This window comes from Streptomyces sp. AcH 505 (assembly GCF_000818175.1).
GTDB lineage: Bacteria > Actinomycetota > Actinomycetes > Streptomycetales > Streptomycetaceae > Streptomyces.
This window is the reverse complement of sequence record NZ_JTIY01000017.1, coordinates 1-19435: the sequence shown is the minus strand read 5'-3', so window position 1 is coordinate 19435 and position 19435 is coordinate 1. Positions and strand designations below refer to the sequence as shown.

Genomic DNA, 19435 nt, shown 5'->3' with positions numbered 1-19435 from the left:
CAGCCGCTCCCAACAAGGTCCAGACCCAGTCGGCACTGCCGCCCGAGGAGACCGAGCGCCTGGGCAGCGACATCGTGGCCGCGCTGAAGACGGTCTATGACCCGGAAATCCCGGCGGACATCTATGAGCTCGGCCTGATCTACAAGGTCGACATCAAGGATGATCGCGCCGTCGATGTGGAAATGACCCTGACCACCCCGAATTGCCCGGCAGCCGCCGAGTTGCCGACCATGGTCGAGAATGCCGTTGCCAGCGTCGCGGGGGTGGGCCCGGTGAATGTCAGCATCGTCTGGGATCCGGCCTGGACCCCGGAACGCATGTCCGATGAGGCCCGTCTCGTCCTGAACATGTGGTGAGGTTGCAAGTTTCGGCGACTCAGGCCTCAATCAGGTCCATGCACGGGCATTGAATTTCGAACGGACGTGACCAAATGAGTGGAATGACACCGGATCCCTCAGTTCCCGCCAGCAAGCCGGCTCGCCGGCCACGACCGCAGGTCATGCGTCTGACGGAAGCGGCAGCCGCGCGGGTGCGCGAGTTGTCCAATCGAGCTGATTCCGAGATCGTCGGCCTTCGGGTCGGGGTCAAGAATGGTGGCTGCGCCGGTATGTCCTATACGGTGGAATATGCCCACGACGTCCGCCCCAACGACGAAGTGGTCGAGGACAAGGGCGTGAAGATCCTGGTCGATCCGAAAGCCATCCTGTTCCTGCTGGGCACGGAGATGGACTTCAAGGTCGACAAGATGGCCGCGCAGTTCGTCTTCAACAACCCGAACCAGACGGGCGCCTGCGGCTGCGGTGAATCGGTGCAGCTGACCCCCGCCAAGATGCCTGTCTGATCAGACGGCGGTTCGGACCATGGACCGCGATTTCCTCCAGGACCTGTTCTCGGTTTTCGGCCCGGTGAGCCTGCGCCGCATGTTCAGCGGGTATGGCGTCTCGGTCGACGGCACCAATTTTGCGTTGGTGCTGCGGGGGAGCGTTTATTTCCGGGCCGATGACCAGACCATACCGCGGTTCGAGGAGGAGGGCTCCAGGCCGTTCTCGTACGACACGCGCGGCAAGGTGGTCACTGTCGGCTCCTACTGGCAGCTGCCCGACCGTCTCTACGATGATCCGGACGAACTGGCGCAGTGGGCCCGCTCGGCTCTGGGAGCCGCTGAACGTGCCGCGGCGGCCAAGCGCGCCAGGCGTCAGCGTTCCAAGGCGCCGAAGACCAGGGCCAGTGTCGCTGTCGTGAAGGCTATCAATCCGCGGGCGAGCAAAGCTGTCAAAAAGGCCGCCAAGACAGTTGGTAAAACCAAGACAGTCGGTAAAACGGCCAAAGCCGCGAAGTCCCGATCATCCAAGTCTCGATTGTCGAAGTCCCCGCCAAAGACGCGCAAGCTCGCGAAGATGCGTCGGTGACACGCAAGCAACAGCTTGCGCGCGCCACTACCCGGACAATTTGGATTTATGCGACCTGGATATGGTCGGTGGGCGAATATTCCGGATCGGCCTCGCAGACCACCCGGTTGCGGCCGTTGCGCTTGGCGGCATAGAGGCAGGCATCGGCGCGTTCGATCAGGGAGTCGGTGTCGTCGCCGTTCTGCAGCATCGACACGCCGACCGAAATCGTCACGCGTCCCAGGATTTCGCCAGTCGATTTCTTCTTCAGTTCTTTTGACATCACCGCGCGGCGAATGTGGTCGGCCACCGTCAGCGCCTGGCGCAGCGCGGTGGTCGGAAGCACGACGGCGAACTCCTCACCGCCATAGCGCGCCGTAATATCCTGGCCCTTGATCGTGGCCCGCAACGACATCGCCACCAGGCGCAGCACCTGGTCGCCGGTGAGATGGCCGTAGTTGTCGTTGAACGACTTGAAGTGGTCGATGTCGAACATCAGCAGCGAGAGCGGCTCGCCATGGTCGAGCGCGTGCTTCACCGCATCTTCGATTGCACGGTCGAAGTACTTGCGGTTGCCGAGGCCGGTGAGGGGATCCGTCAGGGTTTCAGCGCGGATGGCTTCGAGGCTCTGCTGGAGATTGGCGATCTCCTGCTTGGAGCTGATCAGCCGGGATTCCAGCGCCTTGTTGTTTTCACGCATCTCCAGTGTCGATTTCACCAGCGACTGCACCACGGTCATCACCGTGTTGAGGTCATGCGCGGAGCCGAGCTTCTGGGTCGCTCCGTCCAGGTTGTGGCCGAACGCGGTCGTCATGCTGAGCGCGTCGGTGATGAGCGCCATCACGTCGTCGATTTCGCTGATGACGCGCGCGCCCACCTTATCGATACGGTCGGTGGTCCGCAGTTGGGAAAGGTACGTCTCGTAGATCTGCTCGAGGTCCGACTCGGTCAGCCGGCCCTGGCGCGCCAGAGTCTCGTTGATGATTTTGTTGAGCGGGGCGTTGTAGCCGGTGGCGTAAACGTACCAAATCTCATAGTTGCGCGGCACGGCCGGCTGCCGCAGCGATTTGATCTGCCCCAATGCAACCTCGGCAAACGCCAGGGTGCGTTGATGTTCGTCCAATAGTCCAATCACGTCGGCGTCCCCGAGGATGGGCATCCTGCCCACCGTCACATCCCGTAACAGCCATAAAAGCTAAATCAACGACAGTCACGTTACGCCACGAGAGTGAACGGGACGTTAAACGGTTCCACGGCCGGCGGGAGACTTGCCGCCGCGCCAAGAACTTGTTGAGTGCGGCGAGCAGGGTGTGTTTCGTTGGGGGACATCGACTGGCAGGTGAGAAAAGGTATGGCGTTTGCGATCAAAGCCGAGATCGGCAATCCGCGGACGAAGACGTTCGCGTTCTCTGCGCAAAAGACGATGTATGGGGGCAAGCATATCGCCGAAGGCGACACGGTTTTCGTGTTCGCGAGCGAGAATGAGGGTGGGCACGGCCTCATTGCGTGCGGTGTGGTCACGTCCGCTGATGCGGTCGCCAGGAAGTACGGCGTTGCCCGGCAAACACCGCGTGTGAGTGTGGCCATCAGACGCACCGCGTTCGCGAGGCGGCCGCTGGGGCGCAGCGCGCTCAAGCATTTCAGCAACTGGGATGACGGTCGACCCGAAACCGAGCTGAACTTCAAATTCTATCGTCAGGCAACGAACAAGATCGTTGGCATCTCGGATGAGGTGGCGGCGTTCCTCAGCAAATTCTTTTAGCGCCACCAGCCGTTTTGCTCCGGGAGCCCGGGGTCATGCTCCGCATGCACGGAACGATTTGAGTCTCCCGGTTCAAGCTTGAGACGTCCGCGTTTTTAGACGCGTGCGCGGATCGGGCGTAGCAGGAAGGCCGGCAGGTGGGAATGATCGGCCGGTTCGGAATGATGGTCGCGGGACGATTGCGGGGCCGGTGCCCGGCCGATCGAGGGAGGCTGCTGCTGACTGGCTGCAATCGGAGGGGCTTTCCTCTCGCCGCGCGCGCCGGCGTTGTCACCGCCATGTTCGTCGCGCCCGCGTCCGCCCTCGTTGCGCCGTCCTTCCGAACGCCCGCCCTCCGGGCGTCCGCTCGATCGCGAGCGTTTGGCATCCCGGTCGCGACGCGGCTTGCGCTCGCCGGACGACCTGTCCGCCGATTGATGGGTATCCTGGGACTCCGACGCGGATGCGACGAGGCCAGAATCGGCGCGGGTGATGGTTTGACCGATCAGCTTTTCGATCGCCGCGATCGATTTGCTGTCGGCCGACGTCGCGATCGAGATCGCGGTGCCCGAGCGGCCGGCACGGCCGGTGCGGCCGATGCGGTGGACGTAATCGTCCGGATGATGGGGAACGTCGAAATTGAAAACGTGGCTGACTTCGGGGATATCGAGGCCGCGGGCTGCGACGTCGGAGGCGACCAGCAGCGGCATCTCGCCTTTTCTGAACTGGTCGAGTGCGGCGGTGCGGGCCGACTGATCCATGTCGCCGTGCAGCGCGACGGCGGCGAAACCATGCTTCTGCAGCGAACGATGCAGCAGCGCGACTTCACGCTTGCGGTTGCAGAAGATGATCGCGTTCTGGAGGTCCTTTGCGGAGCGAATGAGATGGCGCAACGTTTCGCGCTTCTCGTGCGGTTCGCGGCCACAACTGACGACGGACTGGGTGACGGTGACGGCGGTGGAGGCCGGCTTGGAGACTTCGACGCGCTCCGGATTGTGCAGGAAGGTTTCGGTGATCCGGCGAATTTCGGTCGGCATGGTCGCCGTGAAGAACAGCGTTTGACGGGTGAAGGGGACCAGTTTGCAGATGCGTTCGATGTCGGGGATGAAGCCCATGTCGAGCATGCGGTCGGCTTCGTCGATCACCAGAAGTTCGACCCCGGTGAGCAGCAACTTGCCGCGTTCGGAGTGGTCGAGCAGTCGTCCGGGCGTCGCGATCAGCACGTCGACACCACGCATCAGCTTGCTGTCCTGATCGTCGAATGACACGCCGCCGATGATCAGGGCCACATTGAGCTTCTGGCCGGCGCCGTATTTATCGAAGTTTTCCTTGACCTGGGCGGCCAGCTCGCGGGTCGGCTCCAGGATCAGTGTGCGGGGCATGCGAGCCCGGGCGCGGCCCTTTTCCAGCATCGTCAGCATCGGCAGGACAAAGGCGGCGGTTTTGCCGGTGCCGGTCTGGGCAATGCCCAGCACGTCCTTGCGCGCGAGCACGTGGGGGATGGCCTGGGCCTGAATGGGGGTGGGGGTGGTATAGCCTGCGGCCGCAACGGCAGCGACGACCTTATCGGACAGTCCTAGATTGGAAAAAGACATTGAGCCTCGAGTCGAAACCGCCGTTCGGATTCTCGGGAATAACTGCCGCGTTCAACCCCGGAACGGCACGCTCTTTAGGCACGGGGGAGGGAAATACGCTGACAGGCGGCTCATCGGGACATCGCGTATCGATTCCGCGCCGCGTCACGGCGGAACATAGGCGGGAAATGGCCAAAGTCAATGTGTTCCAGCATGACAAGGGCCAAAAGCTTAATGTTTTCGGCTGGAAATGCTCAATTTGAGGGTTTTTGGGACCGGCGGAACTGAACCGGCGCCAGCCGCTGGAAGACTATGGCATAGTCCCGTTTTCGGCCCTTCGCGCGGCTGCCGGGCACTGCTACATGGCTGGTTTCGCAGGTTTCGAGGACACCGGATGATCCCCCATTTTGCCATCAGGACGGCTGTCCTCGCGGTCGTTGCGGTGCTCTCGCTCGTGGTGCCTGCGGCGGCTGAAAAGCGCGTCGCACTGGTCGTCGGCAACAACGACTACCGCAACATCCCGCGGCTGCAGAAAGCGGTGAACGACGCCCGCGCCATGGGCGATACGCTGCGGCAGCTTGGTTTTACGGTGATGGCCGCCGAGAACCAGACCCGGAAAGGCTTCACCGAAACCTTGCTGGCGTTCGACCAGATCGTGGAGCTGGGTGATACGACATTTTTCTTTTTTGCCGGGCATGGCTTTGAAATCGGCGGCGAGAATTACCTGCTGCCCACGGATGTCGAAGCCGCCAGCGCCGGCCAGGAGGAACTGGTGCGCGACGGCGCCATGGCGGCGGAGCGTGTGATTTCGCGGCTGCAGAAGCGCGGCGCAAAAACCTCCATCTTCGTGTTCGACGCCTGCCGCAACAATCCGTTTGAGCACGCCGGGACGCGGGCCCTGGCCGGTGGCGGCGGGCTTGCGGCGATGACACCGCCTGAGGGGGTGTTCGTGGTGTTCTCCGCGGGCGCCAAGCAGACGGCGCTCGACCGATTGTCGGACGACGACAGCAACCCGAACTCGGTCTTTACCCGCAACTTCGTCCGCGAACTGGCAAAACCCGGACTGAACCTGGTGCAGATCGCCAAGCGGACCCAGTTCGACGTCCGCGACATGACGGCCGCTGTCCGTCATCTGCAGACCCCGGCCTATTACGATCAGATTGTCGGCGACGTGGTCCTCAACGGCGCGGCCCCCGGCAGCAGCGGTGAACGAACCATCGCCGTGGAGCCGCAATCGCCAGGGCCGCAATTGGCCGGGCTGCCGCCGGTGAATCCTGCGCCGCGGCTGCTGGCCCCGGACAGCACCAACGCGCCGATCGCGAGTTTCTCGCGGCACAATGGCGGGTGGACTGTCGCGATTTCGATCGCCGATCCGGCGTTGGCGATATCATGGCGAATGGGCGAAAGCGGAGATTTCAAGGATACCGGCTTTCTCGATACGCTCGATCAGCGCACGCGCAAGCGCGTGCCGAGCCCGTCGTTCGAACTGCCGGCAGATGCGCCGGCGGCGACGCTGCAAGTCAGGTACATCGACGTCAATGGCGACATGCAGGGGCCATTTCCCATCCGGTTCGAGCCGCAGGCCGCGCTGGTGCGCGACCAGCGTAAGATCCTCGATCTGACGTCGACGAGTTGGCTGGCGTTCCGCGAGTTCAACGGCCTGCTGGTGTATTACACCCACCTGATGTCGTACCGGTGCGCCATCCGTGAAATGCGCATCGGCATCGACAGCGGCGTTCCCGACAAGGTGATTAAATTGCCGCCGTGCAATTTGAAGGACCCGGTCGCCATCCCCTCCGATGCGCAGGTGTCTCTCAAGCTGCCGCCGGCCACCAAGTCGGTGTCGGTCGAACTGACATTCCAGGACGGCAGCGTGTCGGAGATCAAGACCTTTCGGCGCTGAACGTCCACGACACATTGTGTCATCGTCGGTGGGGAACTTTTTGGCTGCCGTCAGATTTCAAGACAACCGGCGAGCCTGCCGGCCCGGATGCACCGCGCATGAATACGAGTGGCGAAACACAAGTCCCCACCGAACTTGGCCGCACCATGACGACGCGCTGCTGCATCGTCGGCGGCGGCCCTGCCGGGATGATGCTTGGGTTTCTGCTCGCACGTGCAGGCGTGCAGACCGTCGTGGTGGAAAAACACGCCGACTTCCTGCGCGATTTTCGCGGCGATACGGTTCATCCCTCGACGCTGCAGATCATGCGCGAGCTTGGCCTGCTCGATGAATTTCTCAAGCGGCCGCACCAGGAGTTGGATCGGCTGCGGGGGCAGTTCGGCGACACCATCGTGCGGATGGCGGATTTCCGCGGGCTGGCCTGTCCTTTCATTGTTTTGATGCCGCAGTGGGATTTCCTCGACTTCCTGTTCGAGCAATCGGCGCGATTTCCGAGCCTGACGGTGTTGCGCAAGACCGAAGCAATGGACCTGCTGCGCAACGGTGATACGGTTGTCGGCGTTGTCGCGAACACCGAACAGGGGCCGCTTGCCATCAAGGCGGATCTCACCATCGGTTGCGACGGGCGGCACTCGACGATCCGGGCGCGTGCCGATCTCGAGGTTGAGGACGTCGGCGCGCCGATCGACGTGCTCTGGTTTGGGATCGGCAAGGCCGTTGGCTCCGGCGACAACCTTCTGATGCGTACCGAGCGGGGTCGTATCCTGGTGACGATCGATCGTGATGACTACTGGCAATGTGCCTATGTGTTTCCGAAAGGGCAGTTCGAAGCGGTCAAGGCCAGAGGCCTGGAGCAATTTCAGAACGACGTCGCCGCCACGGCGCCGGCACTGAGGGAGCGCATTGGCGACGTAAAGAGCTGGGATGACGTCAAGCTGCTGACAGTCGCTGTCGACCGGCTCACGCGCTGGACGCGGCCGGGGCTGCTTTGCATCGGCGATGCCGCGCACGCGATGTCGCCGGTCGGTGGTGTCGGGATCAACCTGGCGATTCAGGATGCGGTGGCAACGGCCAATCTGCTGGCGGGACCGCTCGCGGAGGGATGTCCGCCGGAAAGCGAACTCGACAAGGTCCGCCAGCGCCGGCTGTTTCCAACGCGCATGACCCAGGCGTTGCAGGTTCAGATGCACAAGCGCATCATCTATCCCAGGCTACAGGGGGCCGAGACGGGCGTCCCGTTGCCCATTCGCCTGATCGACGCACTGCCGCCGCTGCAGCGGTTGTTTGCGCGGTTGGTCGGCATGGGCGTGCGCCCCGAACATGTGCGCTCGCTCGCCGTCCACGTAGGGGATCAGCCGGAGGTCGAATAGCCACCGTCGACCGGGATCGCGGTACCGGTGACGAAATCGGAGGCGCTGGAGCTGAGGAAGACCGCGATACCCGCCAGATCGCCGGGCACGCCCCAGCGCCCTGCCGGCGTTCGCGCCAGAACCCGGTCATGCAGGCCATCGACCTGCTGGCGCGCGCCTTCAGTCAGTTCGGTATCGATCCAGCCGGGCAGGACGGCGTTGGCCTGAATGTTGTCCGGAGCCCAGGCGCAGGCCAGCGACTTGGTGAACTGCACGATGCCGCCCTTGCTCGCGGCATAGGCCGGCGCGAACGATGCGCCGAAGATCGAGAGCATCGATCCGATATTGATGATCTTGCCGCCGCCGGCCGCCTTCATCAGCGGATAAGCCGCCTGCACGGCGTGCACCGCGCTAGTGAGGTTGGTGTCGATCACCTTGTGCCACTCATCGATCGCCATGACGTGCGCTGGCTTGCGGATGTTGATGCCGGCATTGTTAATGAGGATGTCGACGCCGCCAAACGCGCGTTTGGTTTCCTCCATCATGCGCGTGGCGTCGTCGCGCGAGGTGACGTCGGCGGTCAGGGCAATGGCACGGCCACCGGCTGCGGTCAGTTCGGAAGCGGCCTGTTTCGATTTCGCCTCGTTGCGGCCGACGATCGCGACTGCGGCGCCGGCGGCCGCGAGCCCGCGGGCCATACCGAGGCCGATGCCGCCATTGCCGCCGGTGACAACAGCGGCTTTTCCGGACAGATCGAAGGGAGAGGTGGTCATGCTGCGCATCCTTGCGGTCTTGCTGCCGCGATGGAGGGAAACGAAACGAGTCTGCTGGGTCAGACGCGGCGCGATAAGACTATCAGCACCAGTCCAACAAACGCCAGTCCGCCACCGTAATAGGCCCATTGCGTCTGCCGCACCATGAAGCTCGACGCCGGATAAGGGAAATACCCAGTGGCCTGGCCGACCCAGAGCGCGCCGATGACGAGCGCGAGCATACCAAGAATCAAAAGAGGAGGGCGCAAGGATGTCATTTGGGTGGTCCCTCTTTCACGCAATTGGTATCCGGGTTCAGGTGCAACCGCTGCCCATTGGCGTTCAGCTCTTTGGAAATCTGCGAATCTGCAAGCTCGAAATGACCGGCCAAAAGTGCGTCGCGCGCACCCGGGCAATTGGCATTGACGAGATTGCCCGCGTAAGACCATGACTTCTGAGCGTCGATCGCAAAAACGGCCACGGTTCCGGATGGTGACGGGAGTACAACGATTTCCGCGATTCCGTCGCCATCAATATCGACCAGCACGGCTTCACATTTCGTGTGGCCCGTCATGCAGACAGGCAGCAGGAATTTTCGTTTGGACGCGCTCCAGTCCGTGTTCAGGAATTCAGGAGGTAAGGATCCGCCAGGTGGCTGAGCCACCGTGATGTTGCCCGTTCGATCGCGTACCGTCGCGGGCGCATACCAGGCATCACTGCGCGTGTGCCACTTCAGGACCTCGCTGGCCTTCTCTGCGACGATTGTCGAACTGTTCTGCTCGGCCAGCTTCCGCAGTGCGTCGGTGCCGTAGCGGCCTGATGCAAACCGTAAAAACGAATAGTCGAACTTGCCCGGCGCGATCTTTCCCGTGTTCAGCAGTCGAACCTGGTCGGCAACGGATATCCGCGCGGGGTCGGCGACAGGCGTGAACAGCACAAACAAGACGATCAGGGCGGCAAATGCGCTTGCGACATTCGTGACGTCCAGTCGTTGCGACAAAAAACGTCCTCGCAGCAGTGCGGCGACGTAGCCGACGGCATAACAGGCCGCGATGCCGGTGCAGGCTGTTGCGAAGATCCTGTCCGGGGTCCAGCCGTATTGTCTTACGCGCAGCATGATGCTGTAGGCCGCCAAAAGCACCAGCGGCACCAGGGTGATCGAAGAGATCGCGACCGCAATGCGCAGAATCCGCGAGACGGGCCTTGCACGCTCGAGAGTGTCGTCTTCGGCCCGCGAGCCGTCCTGGTAAGTTGCGTTGATCAGAAAGATCAAACTGGCGATGGCGATAAGCAGGATGGACGATGCATGCCGCGTGCCCCACAGCGGCTCCAGTCCCGTTGCCAGCAACGCCGCGATGAAACCCACGACAATCAGCGTCATCAATGGCAGCAGCCAGGAGAGCAGATTGCACCCCAGTGTGCGGACGCCACGAATGATGCCGACGCGAACGTCGGTGACATGAATGGCGCAATTGAGCACCAGTGCCGTGGCCGGAATCCAGAACCAGCTCTTCTCGATCAGTTTCGCGAGGAAGTCGAGTTTGATCAGTTTGAAGAGTTCTGCACCGAGCCAGAGGATGAGCCAGAAGATTCCCGCGAAGAGGATCGCGAGCAGAATTTGCACTCCGTATTTCCAGGACACGTCAAAATGCGTCGCGTAACGTGCGATCAGTCTGTGATCGCTGGCCCCGGATATCAGCAGGCTCTGCATGACAAATAATCCGGTCGACAACGCAAACCACAATTGCGGAGAGGGCAGGTTGCGCAGGCCGGACGGAGGCAAAATCGGATCGCGGATGATATCATAGTAGGCAAGGCCCGCGCAGATCAGGGCAACGATGATGGTCCAGCCGGCAAGTAACCGGGGGCGAAGGTGCGTAAGGCCGGTCGTAATAATGAGGGGCGCGAAAATCGCTATTGTGCAGAGCGTCGCAAACAACGGACCGTGTGTTGCGGCCCAGCCTTTCGCCTGGGACGCGTCGAACAGGAGGTAGAGGGCCAGCCCCTGCAGGAGACCGACAGCAGCACGAGCCATGCCTGACGAACTCGAACTGCCTGACGCGGCTCCATCGACCTCCGTCATGGGTACTCCCGTGAAAGCCTCAGACGTCCAGCAACTCCTCGCTGGCGAACTCGGCCTTTTCCGAAATGAAGGCGAAGCGCGCCTCGGCCTTGGTGCCCATCAGGCGCTCCACCGAATCCGCGGTGCCTTCGCGATCGTCCGGCAGCAGCACAACCCGCAGCATCGTACGCTTGGTGGGATCCATGGTGGTTTCCTTCAACTGCGCCGGCATCATCTCGCCGAGGCCTTTGAAACGCCCGATCTCCACCTTGGCGTTGGCATGAAATTCCCGCTTCAGGACTTCATCCCTGTGTGCCTCGTCGCGGGCGTAAAACGTCTTGCCGCCATGGGACAGGCGATACAGCGGCGGAATCGCGAGATAGAGATAGCCTTCATCGATCAGCCGCGGCATCTGCCGGTAGAAGAACGTGATCAGTAGCGAGGCAATGTGCGCGCCGTCGACGTCGGCGTCGGTCATGATGATGATGCGAGCGTAGCGCAGATCTTCCTGACGGTAGTGTGCGCCGGTGCCGCAGCCGATCGCCTGCATCAGGTCGGCGAGCTGCTGGTTGCCGGCGAGCTTGTCTTTGCCGGCGGAGGCGACGTTGAGAATCTTGCCGCGCAGCGGCAGGATTGCCTGGGTCTTGCGGTCGCGCGCCTGCTTGGCGCTGCCGCCTGCGGAGTCGCCTTCGACAATGAAGAGCTCGGAGCCTTCGGCGGCGGTGTTGGTGCAGTCGGCGAGCTTGCCAGGCAGGCGGAGCTTGCGCACCGCGGTCTTGCGCGAGATTTCCTTTTCCTGACGGCGGCGGAGCCGCTCGTCGGCGCGCTCCATCACGAATTCCAGCAGCTTGTTGGCCTGCACCGGATTGCCGGACAGCCAGTGATCGAACGGGTCCTTGATCGCCTGTTCGACGATCTTCTGTGCTTCAGCCGTCGCCAGCCGGTCCTTGGTTTGGCCCTGGAATTCCGGTTCGCGCACGAACACTGACAGCATCACGGCGGCGCCAACCATGACGTCTTCGGACGTGATGGTCGCGGCGCGTTTGCCCTGTCCGACGCGCTCGGCATGATCCTTCAGGCCGCGCAGCAACGCGCTGCGCATGCCGGATTCATGGGTGCCGCCGTCGGGAGTCGGCACGGTGTTGCAGTAGGACGACAGGAAACCGTCGGCATCAGCAGTCCACGCCACCGCCCATTCGCAGGCGCCGTGCGCACCGTTGCGCCCGGACTTGCCGGAGAAGATATCGGGGTGCACCAGGGTGTCAGCGTGGATTGCCGCGCCGAGATAGTCCTTAAGGCCCCCCGGGAAATGGAAGGTGTCCTCGGCGGGAACGTCGTCGACGCCGCGCAGCAGTTCCGGATCACAGTGCCAGCGGATTTCGACGCCGCCGAACAGATAAGCCTTCGACCGGGTCATTTTGAACAGGCGTTGCGGCTTGAACGCCGCCTTGGCGCCGAAAATGTCGGTGTCGGGCTTGAAGCGGATGCGGGTACCGCGGCGGTTGTGCACCTTGCCAAGGTCTTCCAGCTTGCCCTTGGGATGGCCGCGCTCGAACGACATCTTGTAGAGCTTTTGCTCGCGGGCGACTTCCACTTCGAGGCGCGAGGAGAGAGCATTGACCACCGACACGCCGACACCGTGCAGACCGCCCGAGGTCTCGTAGACCTTGGAGTCGAACTTGCCGCCCGAATGCAGCGTGCACATGATGACTTCGAGGGCCGACTTCTTGGGAAACTTCGGATGCGGGTCGATCGGAATGCCGCGCCCGTTGTCGCTGACGGTCAGAAAACCGTCCGCCGTCAGGCTGACCTCGATGAAGGTGGCGTGACCAGCCAAGGCCTCGTCCATCGAGTTATCGATGACTTCGGCGAACAGATGGTGCAGGGCCTTCTCATCGGTGCCGCCGATATACATGCCCGGTCGGCGCCGGACCGGTTCCAACCCCTCCAGCACCTCGATATCGGCCGCGGTATAGCCAGCCTCGGCACTGGACGCGCGAGTTGCCGGCTTGGCCGCGGCGGCGCGCCCCTTGGGCGCTCCTGCGAACAAGTCATCCGATTTGTCGTTCTTTTTTGCTTTCAGTGGCTTAGACATATTTCTTCATACTTTAAGAGGCCCGCGACGGGCGAATCACTGACCCCCAATATGCCACGGAAGCGGTTTGGAATGTGACGGACCGGCCTGGGAACCAGCCCTAATATGGGCGTGGCGGGCGGTTAAATCAGGTCTTGCCTGCCTTTCTCCCATGTCACGCTCCCATGTCACGCGTTTGCCGTTCGCGCCACGATCGACAAGAACAAGACCATGGCCGCCAGGATGACCATGGAGCCTATGACCACGACGAACCCGAGCGAATGATGGCCGGTGGCTTCGAGCGCGATGCCAAGTGGGAAGACGATGCTGCCGGCGATATGCAGCCAGCCCTGGATTTTCGCCAGCGTCATGGCGGCAGCCTTTGGCACCACCTTGTAATAAAGCCCGAACAGAAACAGCAGGACACCACCGACCAGATTGAGATGCGCGTGCGCCGGTCCGAGCTGAAAATCGTGCTGGATGCCCATCACGATGCCGCCCACCATACCGAAGGTCAGCAGGACAGCACTCGTGCACATCATCAGGGAAGGCATCATTCTATTCTCTCTCTGGTTGTTATCGAACAGCGGATGAAAGCGGGCCCAGGAAAGGCCCGGGAGGACAATCAAGGGATGAGGACCCCACGGATCCGCGCTCAAGGGGTATCGATAGCTCAGGAGGTTGCGGCTGCATGGCCGCGACAATTGAGGTCTTCAACATCATTGACTTGGTCTTCGAACGCGTAGTCTGGTTTAAAACCAGCAACCGCGGAAACCCCCAAATGGAAGATATGGTGCGTGCGCTCGTCGATTTCGTCCGCGATCATCAGTCGTGGGCGGCGCCGATCATGTTCGCACTGGCGTTCGGTGAATCGCTGGCATTTCTGTCGCTGCTGATTCCCGCCTGGGGCGCATTGGTCGGCATTGGCGCGCTGATCGGCCCGAGCGGGATCAGCTTCTGGCCGGTCTGGATTGGTGGTGCGCTCGGCGCGGCCTGCGGCGACTGGATATCCTACTGGTTTGGATTCACCTTCAAGGACCGCGTCGCGCACATGTGGCCGTTGTCGCGCTATCCCGAGCTGTTGCCGCGCGGTGAAGCGTTCGTGCGCAAGTGGGGAACGCTCGGGATATTCCTGGGGCGTTTCTTCGGACCGCTCCGAGCCTCTGTTCCGTTGGTCGCGGGCATTTTCGAGATGCCCTACATCAGATTTCAGTTCGCGAACTTCACCTCGGCCTTTGTCTGGGCCGCGGCGCTGTTGATTTTCGGCGATATCGTGTCCAGGGCTGCAACCTGGCTCTGGGGCGCCGTTTGACACAGATTTGATTTGCGACGTCGGCGCTCCCGCATGGCAAGACCGCAGCGAACCGGAATAAGGTGCCGGGCCGGTTGTTAATCCGGTCGACGACCGACCTGATTTCTCAGGACCAGATGTTTCAGGATCGGCTTTCAGCAAACGACATCGGGGAGGGACCTCATGGACATTACACGACGTCTTGCACTGACAGGAGTTGCCACCATGGCCGCCGCACCGCTCATTCCGACATCGTCCGCAAAGGCCGCGGTTGCCCCGGCGGGCAAGCAGGCTCCGAGCTTCTATCGCTACAAGGTCGGCGATATCGAGGTCGCTGTCGTTTCCGACGGCGCCAGCACCTTTCCGCTGCCCGATAATTTCGTCGTCAATGCCAAGAAAGACGAGGTCAATTCCGCGCTCGAAAAGGCGTTCATGCCGCGTGACAAGATGACAATCCATTTCGCTCCCCTCGCGATCAACACCGGCGGCAAGCTGGTGGTGATCGACACCGGAAACGGCGCCGCTGCCAACGCTGCAAGCAAAGGCGCTGTGGGCCAGTTCGCGACCAACCTTGTGGCCGCCGGCATCGATCCCAAGAACGTGGACATGGTGGTGATCTCGCATTTCCACGGCGATCATGTGAATGGATTGCTGACCGCGGATGGACAACCGGTCTTCGCCAATGCCGAGGTGCTGGTACCCGCGGTCGAGTGGAAATACTGGATGGACGACGGCGAGATGAGCCGCGCGCCGGCCGGCCGCATGCAGGAGCTGTTCAAGAACAATCGTCGCGTGTTCGAGACAGGTTTGAAGAAGAAGGTGACGCCCTATGAGTGGGGCAAGGAGCTTGCGTCGGGATTGCTCTCGGTCGAGACCATCGGTCACACCCCGGGGCACACGTCCTATGTGCTGTCGTCAGGTTCGGACAAGGTCTTCGTTCAGTCCGATGTCACCAATCATCCGGACCTGTTCGTGAAAAATCCCGGCTGGCATGCGGGTTTCGACCAGGACGGCGGCAAGGCCGAGAGCACGCGTCGCAAGGTCTACGACATGCTGGTCGCGGACAAGCTCAAGGTGCAGGGCTTTCACTATCCGTTCCCGGCGCTCGGCAACGTCGAAAAGGATGGCACGAGCTATCGTCTCGTTCCTGCGCCATGGTCGCCAACCATCTGATCGCGGGTCGATAGGCCAAAAGGGCTGCTCCGGGCCACGAAACGTAGTGGTTTGACCGCCTTGACGTGAGATGGGCGCGGATCTATATCCGCGCCCATGATGACACCAGCGACCATTTCAATTGTTCGCCGTCGCCGCACCTTTGCGGCATGGGCGGGCGTTCGCGCCTGAGATCATCACCCCCTGCCGCCGGAGTTTATCCGCGGCAGCTTGTTCCTCCCACAATCCGCTGCTGATCGTCTCCGACGGCGCTCGCATCGTGGAACAGGAACACCTGATCATGGCTGAGAAGAAGAAGGTCGGCATCCTCGGCGCCTCCGGTTACACCGGGGCCGAACTCGTTCGGCTACTGCTGCGTCACCCCGGGGTCGATATCACGCTGCTGACCGCGGACCGCCGCGCCGGTCAGGCGATGGGCGACGTATTTCCGCAGTTCGCGCCGTACGATCTGCCGCAACTCGTGACAATCGACAGCGTCGACTGGCCGAATGCCGGACTTGATCTGATCTTTTGCGCGCTGCCCCATGCGACCACCCAGAAGGTGATCAAGGACGTGCTGTCCAAGGTGCCGCAGACCAGGATCGTCGATCTGTCGGCGGACTTCCGGCTGGAAAGCCCGGAGGCCTATGCCACATGGTATGGCCACGAACACCACGCGCTCGAGCTGCAGAAAGAGGCGGTCTATGGCCTGGTCGAGATCTACCGGCAAGAGATCAGGAAGGCGCGTCTCGTCGCCAATCCCGGCTGCTACCCCTCGTGTGCGTTGCTGCCGGTGATCCCGCTTCTCACAGCGCAGGCGATCGAGCCGGACGAGATCGTGGTCGACGCGAAATCGGGCATGACTGGCAGTGGTCGTTCCATCAAGGAGGAGATGCTTTTCTCCGAGGTCTCCGAGGGTTTTCACGCCTATGGCGTGGGGCATCACCGCCACGTTGCCGAGCTTGATCAAGAGTTCTCCAAGGCGGCGGGCCGGGAGGTCTTGGTCAGCTTTACTCCGCATCTGCTGCCTATCAACCGCGGGCTGCTTTCAACCATCTATGTGCGGGGGCGAGGCGGCTACACCGCGCAAGACCTGCACGAGATCCTGTCGGTTCAATACGGCGGCGAACCGTTCATCCATGTGCTGCCATTCGGCAAGACGCCACAGACGCGGCATGTGCGTGGCTCGAACATGACGTTCATCGGCGTCGCCGCCGACAGGATGCCGGCGCGCGCGATCATCGTCTCAACGCTGGACAATCTGACCAAGGGAGCGTCAGGTCAGGCCGTGCAGAACATGAACCTCATGCTTGGCTTTGCCGAGGCCGCGGGAATCGATCAGCCGCCGATGTTTCCGTGATCGCCAATGACAAAGGGACGGCCGATGCCGTCCCTTTGTTTGTTGCCAATCGTTGCCGGCGAGATCGTCAATGTCAGGTGAGATTGATGTCAAACGACCTAAAATCAGACGATCTGGAAGATTCCCAGCACCAGCACGGCCTGCGCGATAAAGCCCACGGTGAAGGCCAGTGTGCGAAACACCGGCACGCCGAGCATGTAGACGAACACATGCGCCACGCGGGCCCAGAAATAGACGGCCGATGCGAGCACGGTCCACTTGCTGGAATAATCGATGGCGTTCAGGATCAGGACCAGCGGCGCGAAGATGACGAGGTTTTCCACCGCGTTGTCGTGGGCGAACATCAGGCGGTTGGCCCATTCCGCGTGCGGCTTGTCGGTCCGGGTCGGATTGGCCATGGCGCCGCCGAGGCCACGCACCTGACAGCGATTGAGAATGTAGGGGACCCACAGCAGGCCCGTCAGAATAACCGTGAGGGTCAACCAGAACAATTCGCGCGTCATTGCAAGCTCCCGGCCTTGATTCAGTCGATCGAGGTCATCCTCGCCGTCAACTCATAGATCATTTTCCGGGAAAGTGGAATTCGCGGCTGTGGATCAGGCGCGCACGCGAACGAAGCTGCCCGGCGCATCCTCGAGCGCGGGCAGGGCCTCGGTCCCGACACCACGGGCGGAGACTTGCTCAGGGTCGCTCGATTCGATCCACTGCCGCCAGTCCGGCCACCATGAGCCCTTGTGCTCTTGCGCGCCCTTCATCCAGTCAGCCAGGGTGATGTCGCGAATCCTGTCATTGGTCCAGAATTGATACTTGCCCAGCGCCGGCGGGTTGACCACGCCCGCAATGTGGCCGGAGCCGGCGAGCACATAGCGCACCGGGCCGCCGAAAAACTGCGAGCCATACAGCACCGATTCGGCGGGTGCGATGTGATCTTCCTTGGTGGCGAGATTGTAGACGGGCACCTTGACCTTGGAGAGATCGAGCAGGGTGTTGTCGAGCACCATGGTGCCGGCCGACAGCCTGTTCTCCAGATAGCAGTTGCGAAGGTAGTAGGAATGGTTGGCCGCCGGCATGCGGGTGGCGTCGGAGTTCCAATGCAGCAGGTCGAACGCCGCGGGCTGTTTGCCCTTCAGGTAGTTGCTGACCACATACGACCAGATCAGATCGTTCGAGCGCAGCATGTTGAAGGCCATCGCCATCTTGCTGCCTTCGAGCACGCCGGCGCGCTGCATCTCGCGCTCGAGCGCGGAGATCTGATCTTCGTCGACGAACACCAGCAGTTCGCCGGCATGGGTGAAATCGACCTGGGCGGCGAGGAACGTCGCCGACGTGACCCGCACCCGCCGCTTTTCCGCAAGCCAGGCCAGCGTCGAGGCGAGCAAGGTGCCGCCCACGCAATAGCCCATGGTGTGGACCTTCATTTCGCCGGTCGCCTTTTCGATGGCATCCATCGCGGCGAGGGGACCTTCCTTCATGTAGTCGTCGAAGGTCTTTTCACCGAGCCGTTTGTCCGGGTTGACCCAGGAAATCACGAATACGGTGAGACCCTGGTCGACACACCACTTGATGAAGGATTTTTCCCGATTCAGATCGAGGATATAGAACTTGTTGATCCACGGCGGCACGATCAGGAGGGGGGTGCGCAGCACGCCCTCGGTGGTTGGTTCGTACTGGATCAACTGCATCAGGTCGTTCTGGAAGATCACCTTGCCGGGCGTGTTGGCGAGCTGCTCGCCGACATTCAGGTTCGCGGAATCCGACTGGCGGATGCGCAGATTGCCGTGTCCGGCCACCACGTCTTCGGCCAGCATCTTCATGCCGCGGACGAGGTTCTCGCCGCTCGAGGCCACCGTCTCACGCAACACTTCCGGGTTGGTCAGAACGAAGTTCGACGGAGATAGCGCGTTGGTGAGTTGCTGGACATAGAACTCAGCCTTCTTGCGGGTGTGCGGGTCGAGCCCCTGCGTATCGCGCACCACGTCGAAAGCCCACTGGGTGGTCAGCAGATAGAACTGCATCACGAAGTCGAAAAACTGATTCGACTTCCATTCCGCGTCCTGAAAGCGCTTGTCGCGCGGCGCCGGCGAAATCGCGGGGGCGGCGTCTTCGCCCACCAGGCGTCGCATCGACGCCCCCCACAGATCGAGGTAGGATTTTCCCAGCTTGAACTGCAGTTCCGAGGCGCGGGTCTTGTCCGAGAGCCAGTATTCGGCGACCGCGCCGAAGGTCTTGACCAGTTCATTCATTTCGCTCGGAGTCTCGTCCGGCGGCACGCCTTCGCGGGATTTCAGATACGCGGCGAGGGCCTGACCGCTGCTTTCCATGGCCCGCGCGAGGTTCTGTGCGAACGCCTCGGCATTGAAGCTTCCATTGGCCTTCATATTTGGGAGAACGTCAGTCATTGGTGGGACACTACTGGAGCTTCGAGACAATTGAATGCGTGATGCACGTACAGTTGCTGGGATGATGGCACAGTTGGAAGGCTATTCCAGAAAACCTTGTGCTGCACCGCGACAAAATTCTTGCTTTGGTCATATTGGAGCCCCACCGCATCGGTCTATTCATGGCGTTATTAATCATTTGGCGTGATAGAATGTTCGGCATTGCGATGATCAACATGCAAAAATTTCAAGCAGTGGCGCGATGCCGCATGCGATGCGCGAGCGCTCGGTGACAGAACGTAGTCCAGTGACGTGGTGGTCCGCCGGTTCGCGCCTGGCGGCGGTGGCGTTGTGTCTCGGCTGTGGACTTGCTCTGGGCGCATGTTCGGTGCCGGTCGCAGATCTGCCGGT

Annotated in this window: 18 protein-coding genes; 9 read left to right on the top strand and 9 right to left on the bottom strand. The window is 61.8% G+C overall.

Annotated features, from left to right (window positions below; all coding sequences use genetic code 11):
- The 3 genes from HY68_RS38625 to HY68_RS38615 all read left to right on the top strand — a co-directional run.
- A partial coding sequence (locus HY68_RS38625) for an SUF system Fe-S cluster assembly protein (RefSeq protein ID WP_042002383.1) occupies nt 1–356 on the top strand: 356 nt, incomplete at its 5' end.
- 143 nt (nt 357–499) lie between these two features.
- Complete coding sequence (locus tag HY68_RS38620) at nt 500–841, top strand: iron-sulfur cluster assembly accessory protein (protein WP_042002381.1); 342 nt, start codon at nt 500–502, stop codon at nt 839–841.
- Nucleotides 842–860: 19 nt separating this feature from the next.
- Complete coding sequence (locus HY68_RS38615) at nt 861–1409, top strand: TfoX/Sxy family protein (protein ID WP_042002379.1); 549 nt, start codon at nt 861–863, stop codon at nt 1407–1409.
- 46 nt (nt 1410–1455) lie between these two features.
- Here the strand turns inward: HY68_RS38615 and HY68_RS38610 are convergent, their stop codons facing one another.
- Nucleotides 1456–2547: a GGDEF domain-containing protein gene (locus HY68_RS38610; RefSeq protein ID WP_198533576.1), complete on the bottom strand. Its 1092-nt coding sequence runs from the start codon at nt 2545–2547 to the stop codon at nt 1456–1458.
- A gap of 159 nt (nt 2548–2706) precedes the next feature.
- Here HY68_RS38610 and HY68_RS38605 point away from each other — a divergent pair, with 159 nt between their 5' ends.
- Complete coding sequence (locus tag HY68_RS38605; RefSeq protein WP_198533575.1) at nt 2707–3150, top strand: hypothetical protein; 444 nt, start codon at nt 2707–2709, stop codon at nt 3148–3150.
- 95 nt (nt 3151–3245) lie between these two features.
- On the opposite strand, the gene HY68_RS38600 is transcribed toward HY68_RS38605, so the two are convergent.
- Nucleotides 3246–4724: a DEAD/DEAH box helicase gene (locus HY68_RS38600; RefSeq protein ID WP_042002375.1), complete on the bottom strand. Its 1479-nt coding sequence runs from the start codon at nt 4722–4724 to the stop codon at nt 3246–3248.
- A gap of 373 nt (nt 4725–5097) precedes the next feature.
- Here HY68_RS38600 and HY68_RS38595 point away from each other — a divergent pair, with 373 nt between their 5' ends.
- Nucleotides 5098–6606 (top strand): caspase family protein, encoded by a 1509-nt coding sequence (locus HY68_RS38595; RefSeq protein ID WP_042002373.1) that lies wholly within the window; start codon nt 5098–5100, stop codon nt 6604–6606.
- A gap of 98 nt (nt 6607–6704) precedes the next feature.
- On the top strand, nt 6705–7976 hold the full coding sequence (locus HY68_RS38590) for an FAD-dependent oxidoreductase (RefSeq protein WP_042002371.1): 1272 nt from the start codon (nt 6705–6707) through the stop codon (nt 7974–7976).
- Here HY68_RS38590 and HY68_RS38585 read toward each other — a convergent pair.
- From HY68_RS38585 to HY68_RS38565, 5 genes are all read right to left on the bottom strand, one after another.
- A complete protein-coding gene (locus tag HY68_RS38585; RefSeq protein ID WP_042002369.1) occupies nt 7958–8728 on the bottom strand; it encodes a glucose 1-dehydrogenase in 771 nt (256 codons plus the stop codon). The genes HY68_RS38590 and HY68_RS38585 overlap by 19 nt on opposite strands.
- Nucleotides 8729–8787: 59 nt before the next feature.
- A complete protein-coding gene (locus HY68_RS38580) occupies nt 8788–8949 on the bottom strand; it encodes a hypothetical protein (protein ID WP_198533574.1) in 162 nt (53 codons plus the stop codon).
- Nucleotides 8950–8981: 32 nt separating this feature from the next.
- On the bottom strand, nt 8982–10790 hold the full coding sequence (locus tag HY68_RS38575; protein WP_042002367.1) for a DUF4153 domain-containing protein: 1809 nt from the start codon (nt 10788–10790) through the stop codon (nt 8982–8984).
- A 19-nt stretch (nt 10791–10809) separates the two neighbouring features.
- The gene (gene parE / locus HY68_RS38570) at nt 10810–12864 is read right to left on the bottom strand and encodes a DNA topoisomerase IV subunit B (RefSeq protein WP_042002365.1); all 2055 of its coding nucleotides are present in this window, start codon (nt 12862–12864) and stop codon (nt 10810–10812) included.
- A gap of 167 nt (nt 12865–13031) precedes the next feature.
- On the bottom strand, nt 13032–13397 hold the full coding sequence (locus HY68_RS38565; RefSeq protein ID WP_198533573.1) for a hypothetical protein: 366 nt from the start codon (nt 13395–13397) through the stop codon (nt 13032–13034).
- 137 nt (nt 13398–13534) lie between these two features.
- Between HY68_RS38565 and HY68_RS38560 the strand changes: the two genes are divergently transcribed.
- The 3 genes from HY68_RS38560 to argC all read left to right on the top strand — a co-directional run bounded on the left by HY68_RS38560 (nt 13535) and on the right by argC (nt 16646).
- A complete protein-coding gene (locus tag HY68_RS38560; RefSeq protein WP_198533572.1) occupies nt 13535–14155 on the top strand; it encodes a DedA family protein in 621 nt (206 codons plus the stop codon).
- Between the two features lie 204 nt (nt 14156–14359).
- Nucleotides 14360–15307: an MBL fold metallo-hydrolase gene (locus tag HY68_RS38555; RefSeq protein ID WP_198533571.1), complete on the top strand. Its 948-nt coding sequence runs from the start codon at nt 14360–14362 to the stop codon at nt 15305–15307.
- A gap of 121 nt (nt 15308–15428) precedes the next feature.
- Nucleotides 15429–16646 (top strand): N-acetyl-gamma-glutamyl-phosphate reductase, encoded by a 1218-nt coding sequence (argC, locus tag HY68_RS38550; RefSeq protein ID WP_198533570.1) that lies wholly within the window; start codon nt 15429–15431, stop codon nt 16644–16646.
- Nucleotides 16647–16750: 104 nt separating this feature from the next.
- On the opposite strand, the gene HY68_RS38545 is transcribed toward argC, so the two are convergent.
- Nucleotides 16751–17149, bottom strand: a complete 399-nt coding sequence (locus tag HY68_RS38545) for an MAPEG family protein (RefSeq protein WP_042002359.1) — start codon at nt 17147–17149, stop codon at nt 16751–16753.
- A 93-nt stretch (nt 17150–17242) separates the two neighbouring features.
- On the bottom strand, nt 17243–19045 hold the full coding sequence (gene phaC, locus HY68_RS38540) for a class I poly(R)-hydroxyalkanoic acid synthase (RefSeq protein ID WP_042002358.1): 1803 nt from the start codon (nt 19043–19045) through the stop codon (nt 17243–17245).
- Nucleotides 19046–19435 lie beyond the last annotated feature (390 nt).

Bases quoted from the DNA above. Each gene is read 5' to 3' on its own strand.
- HY68_RS38560 (WP_198533572.1), top strand. From the start codon at position 13,535: ATGGCCGCGACAATTGAGGTCTTCAACATCATTGACTTGGTCTTCGAA.
- HY68_RS38590 (WP_042002371.1), top strand. From the start codon at position 6,705: ATGAATACGAGTGGCGAAACACAAGTCCCCACCGAACTTGGCCGCACC.
- parE (WP_042002365.1), bottom strand. From the start codon at position 12,864: ATGTCTAAGCCACTGAAAGCAAAAAAGAACGACAAATCGGATGACTTG.
- HY68_RS38585 (WP_042002369.1), bottom strand. From the start codon at position 8,728: ATGACCACCTCTCCCTTCGATCTGTCCGGAAAAGCCGCTGTTGTCACC.
- HY68_RS38610 (WP_198533576.1), bottom strand. From the start codon at position 2,547: ATGCCCATCCTCGGGGACGCCGACGTGATTGGACTATTGGACGAACAT.
- phaC (WP_042002358.1), bottom strand. From the start codon at position 19,045: ATGACTGACGTTCTCCCAAATATGAAGGCCAATGGAAGCTTCAATGCC.
- HY68_RS38555 (WP_198533571.1), top strand. From the start codon at position 14,360: ATGGCCGCCGCACCGCTCATTCCGACATCGTCCGCAAAGGCCGCGGTT.
- HY68_RS38600 (WP_042002375.1), bottom strand. From the start codon at position 4,724: ATGTCTTTTTCCAATCTAGGACTGTCCGATAAGGTCGTCGCTGCCGTT.
- HY68_RS38615 (WP_042002379.1), top strand. From the start codon at position 861: ATGGACCGCGATTTCCTCCAGGACCTGTTCTCGGTTTTCGGCCCGGTG.
- HY68_RS38580 (WP_198533574.1), bottom strand. From the start codon at position 8,949: ATGCTCGCGCTCGTCATCGGCGCGCTCTGGGTCGGCCAGGCCACTGGG.
- HY68_RS38595 (WP_042002373.1), top strand. From the start codon at position 5,098: ATGATCCCCCATTTTGCCATCAGGACGGCTGTCCTCGCGGTCGTTGCG.
- HY68_RS38620 (WP_042002381.1), top strand. From the start codon at position 500: ATGCGTCTGACGGAAGCGGCAGCCGCGCGGGTGCGCGAGTTGTCCAAT.
- HY68_RS38545 (WP_042002359.1), bottom strand. From the start codon at position 17,149: ATGACGCGCGAATTGTTCTGGTTGACCCTCACGGTTATTCTGACGGGC.
- HY68_RS38575 (WP_042002367.1), bottom strand. From the start codon at position 10,790: ATGACGGAGGTCGATGGAGCCGCGTCAGGCAGTTCGAGTTCGTCAGGC.
- HY68_RS38565 (WP_198533573.1), bottom strand. From the start codon at position 13,397: ATGCCTTCCCTGATGATGTGCACGAGTGCTGTCCTGCTGACCTTCGGT.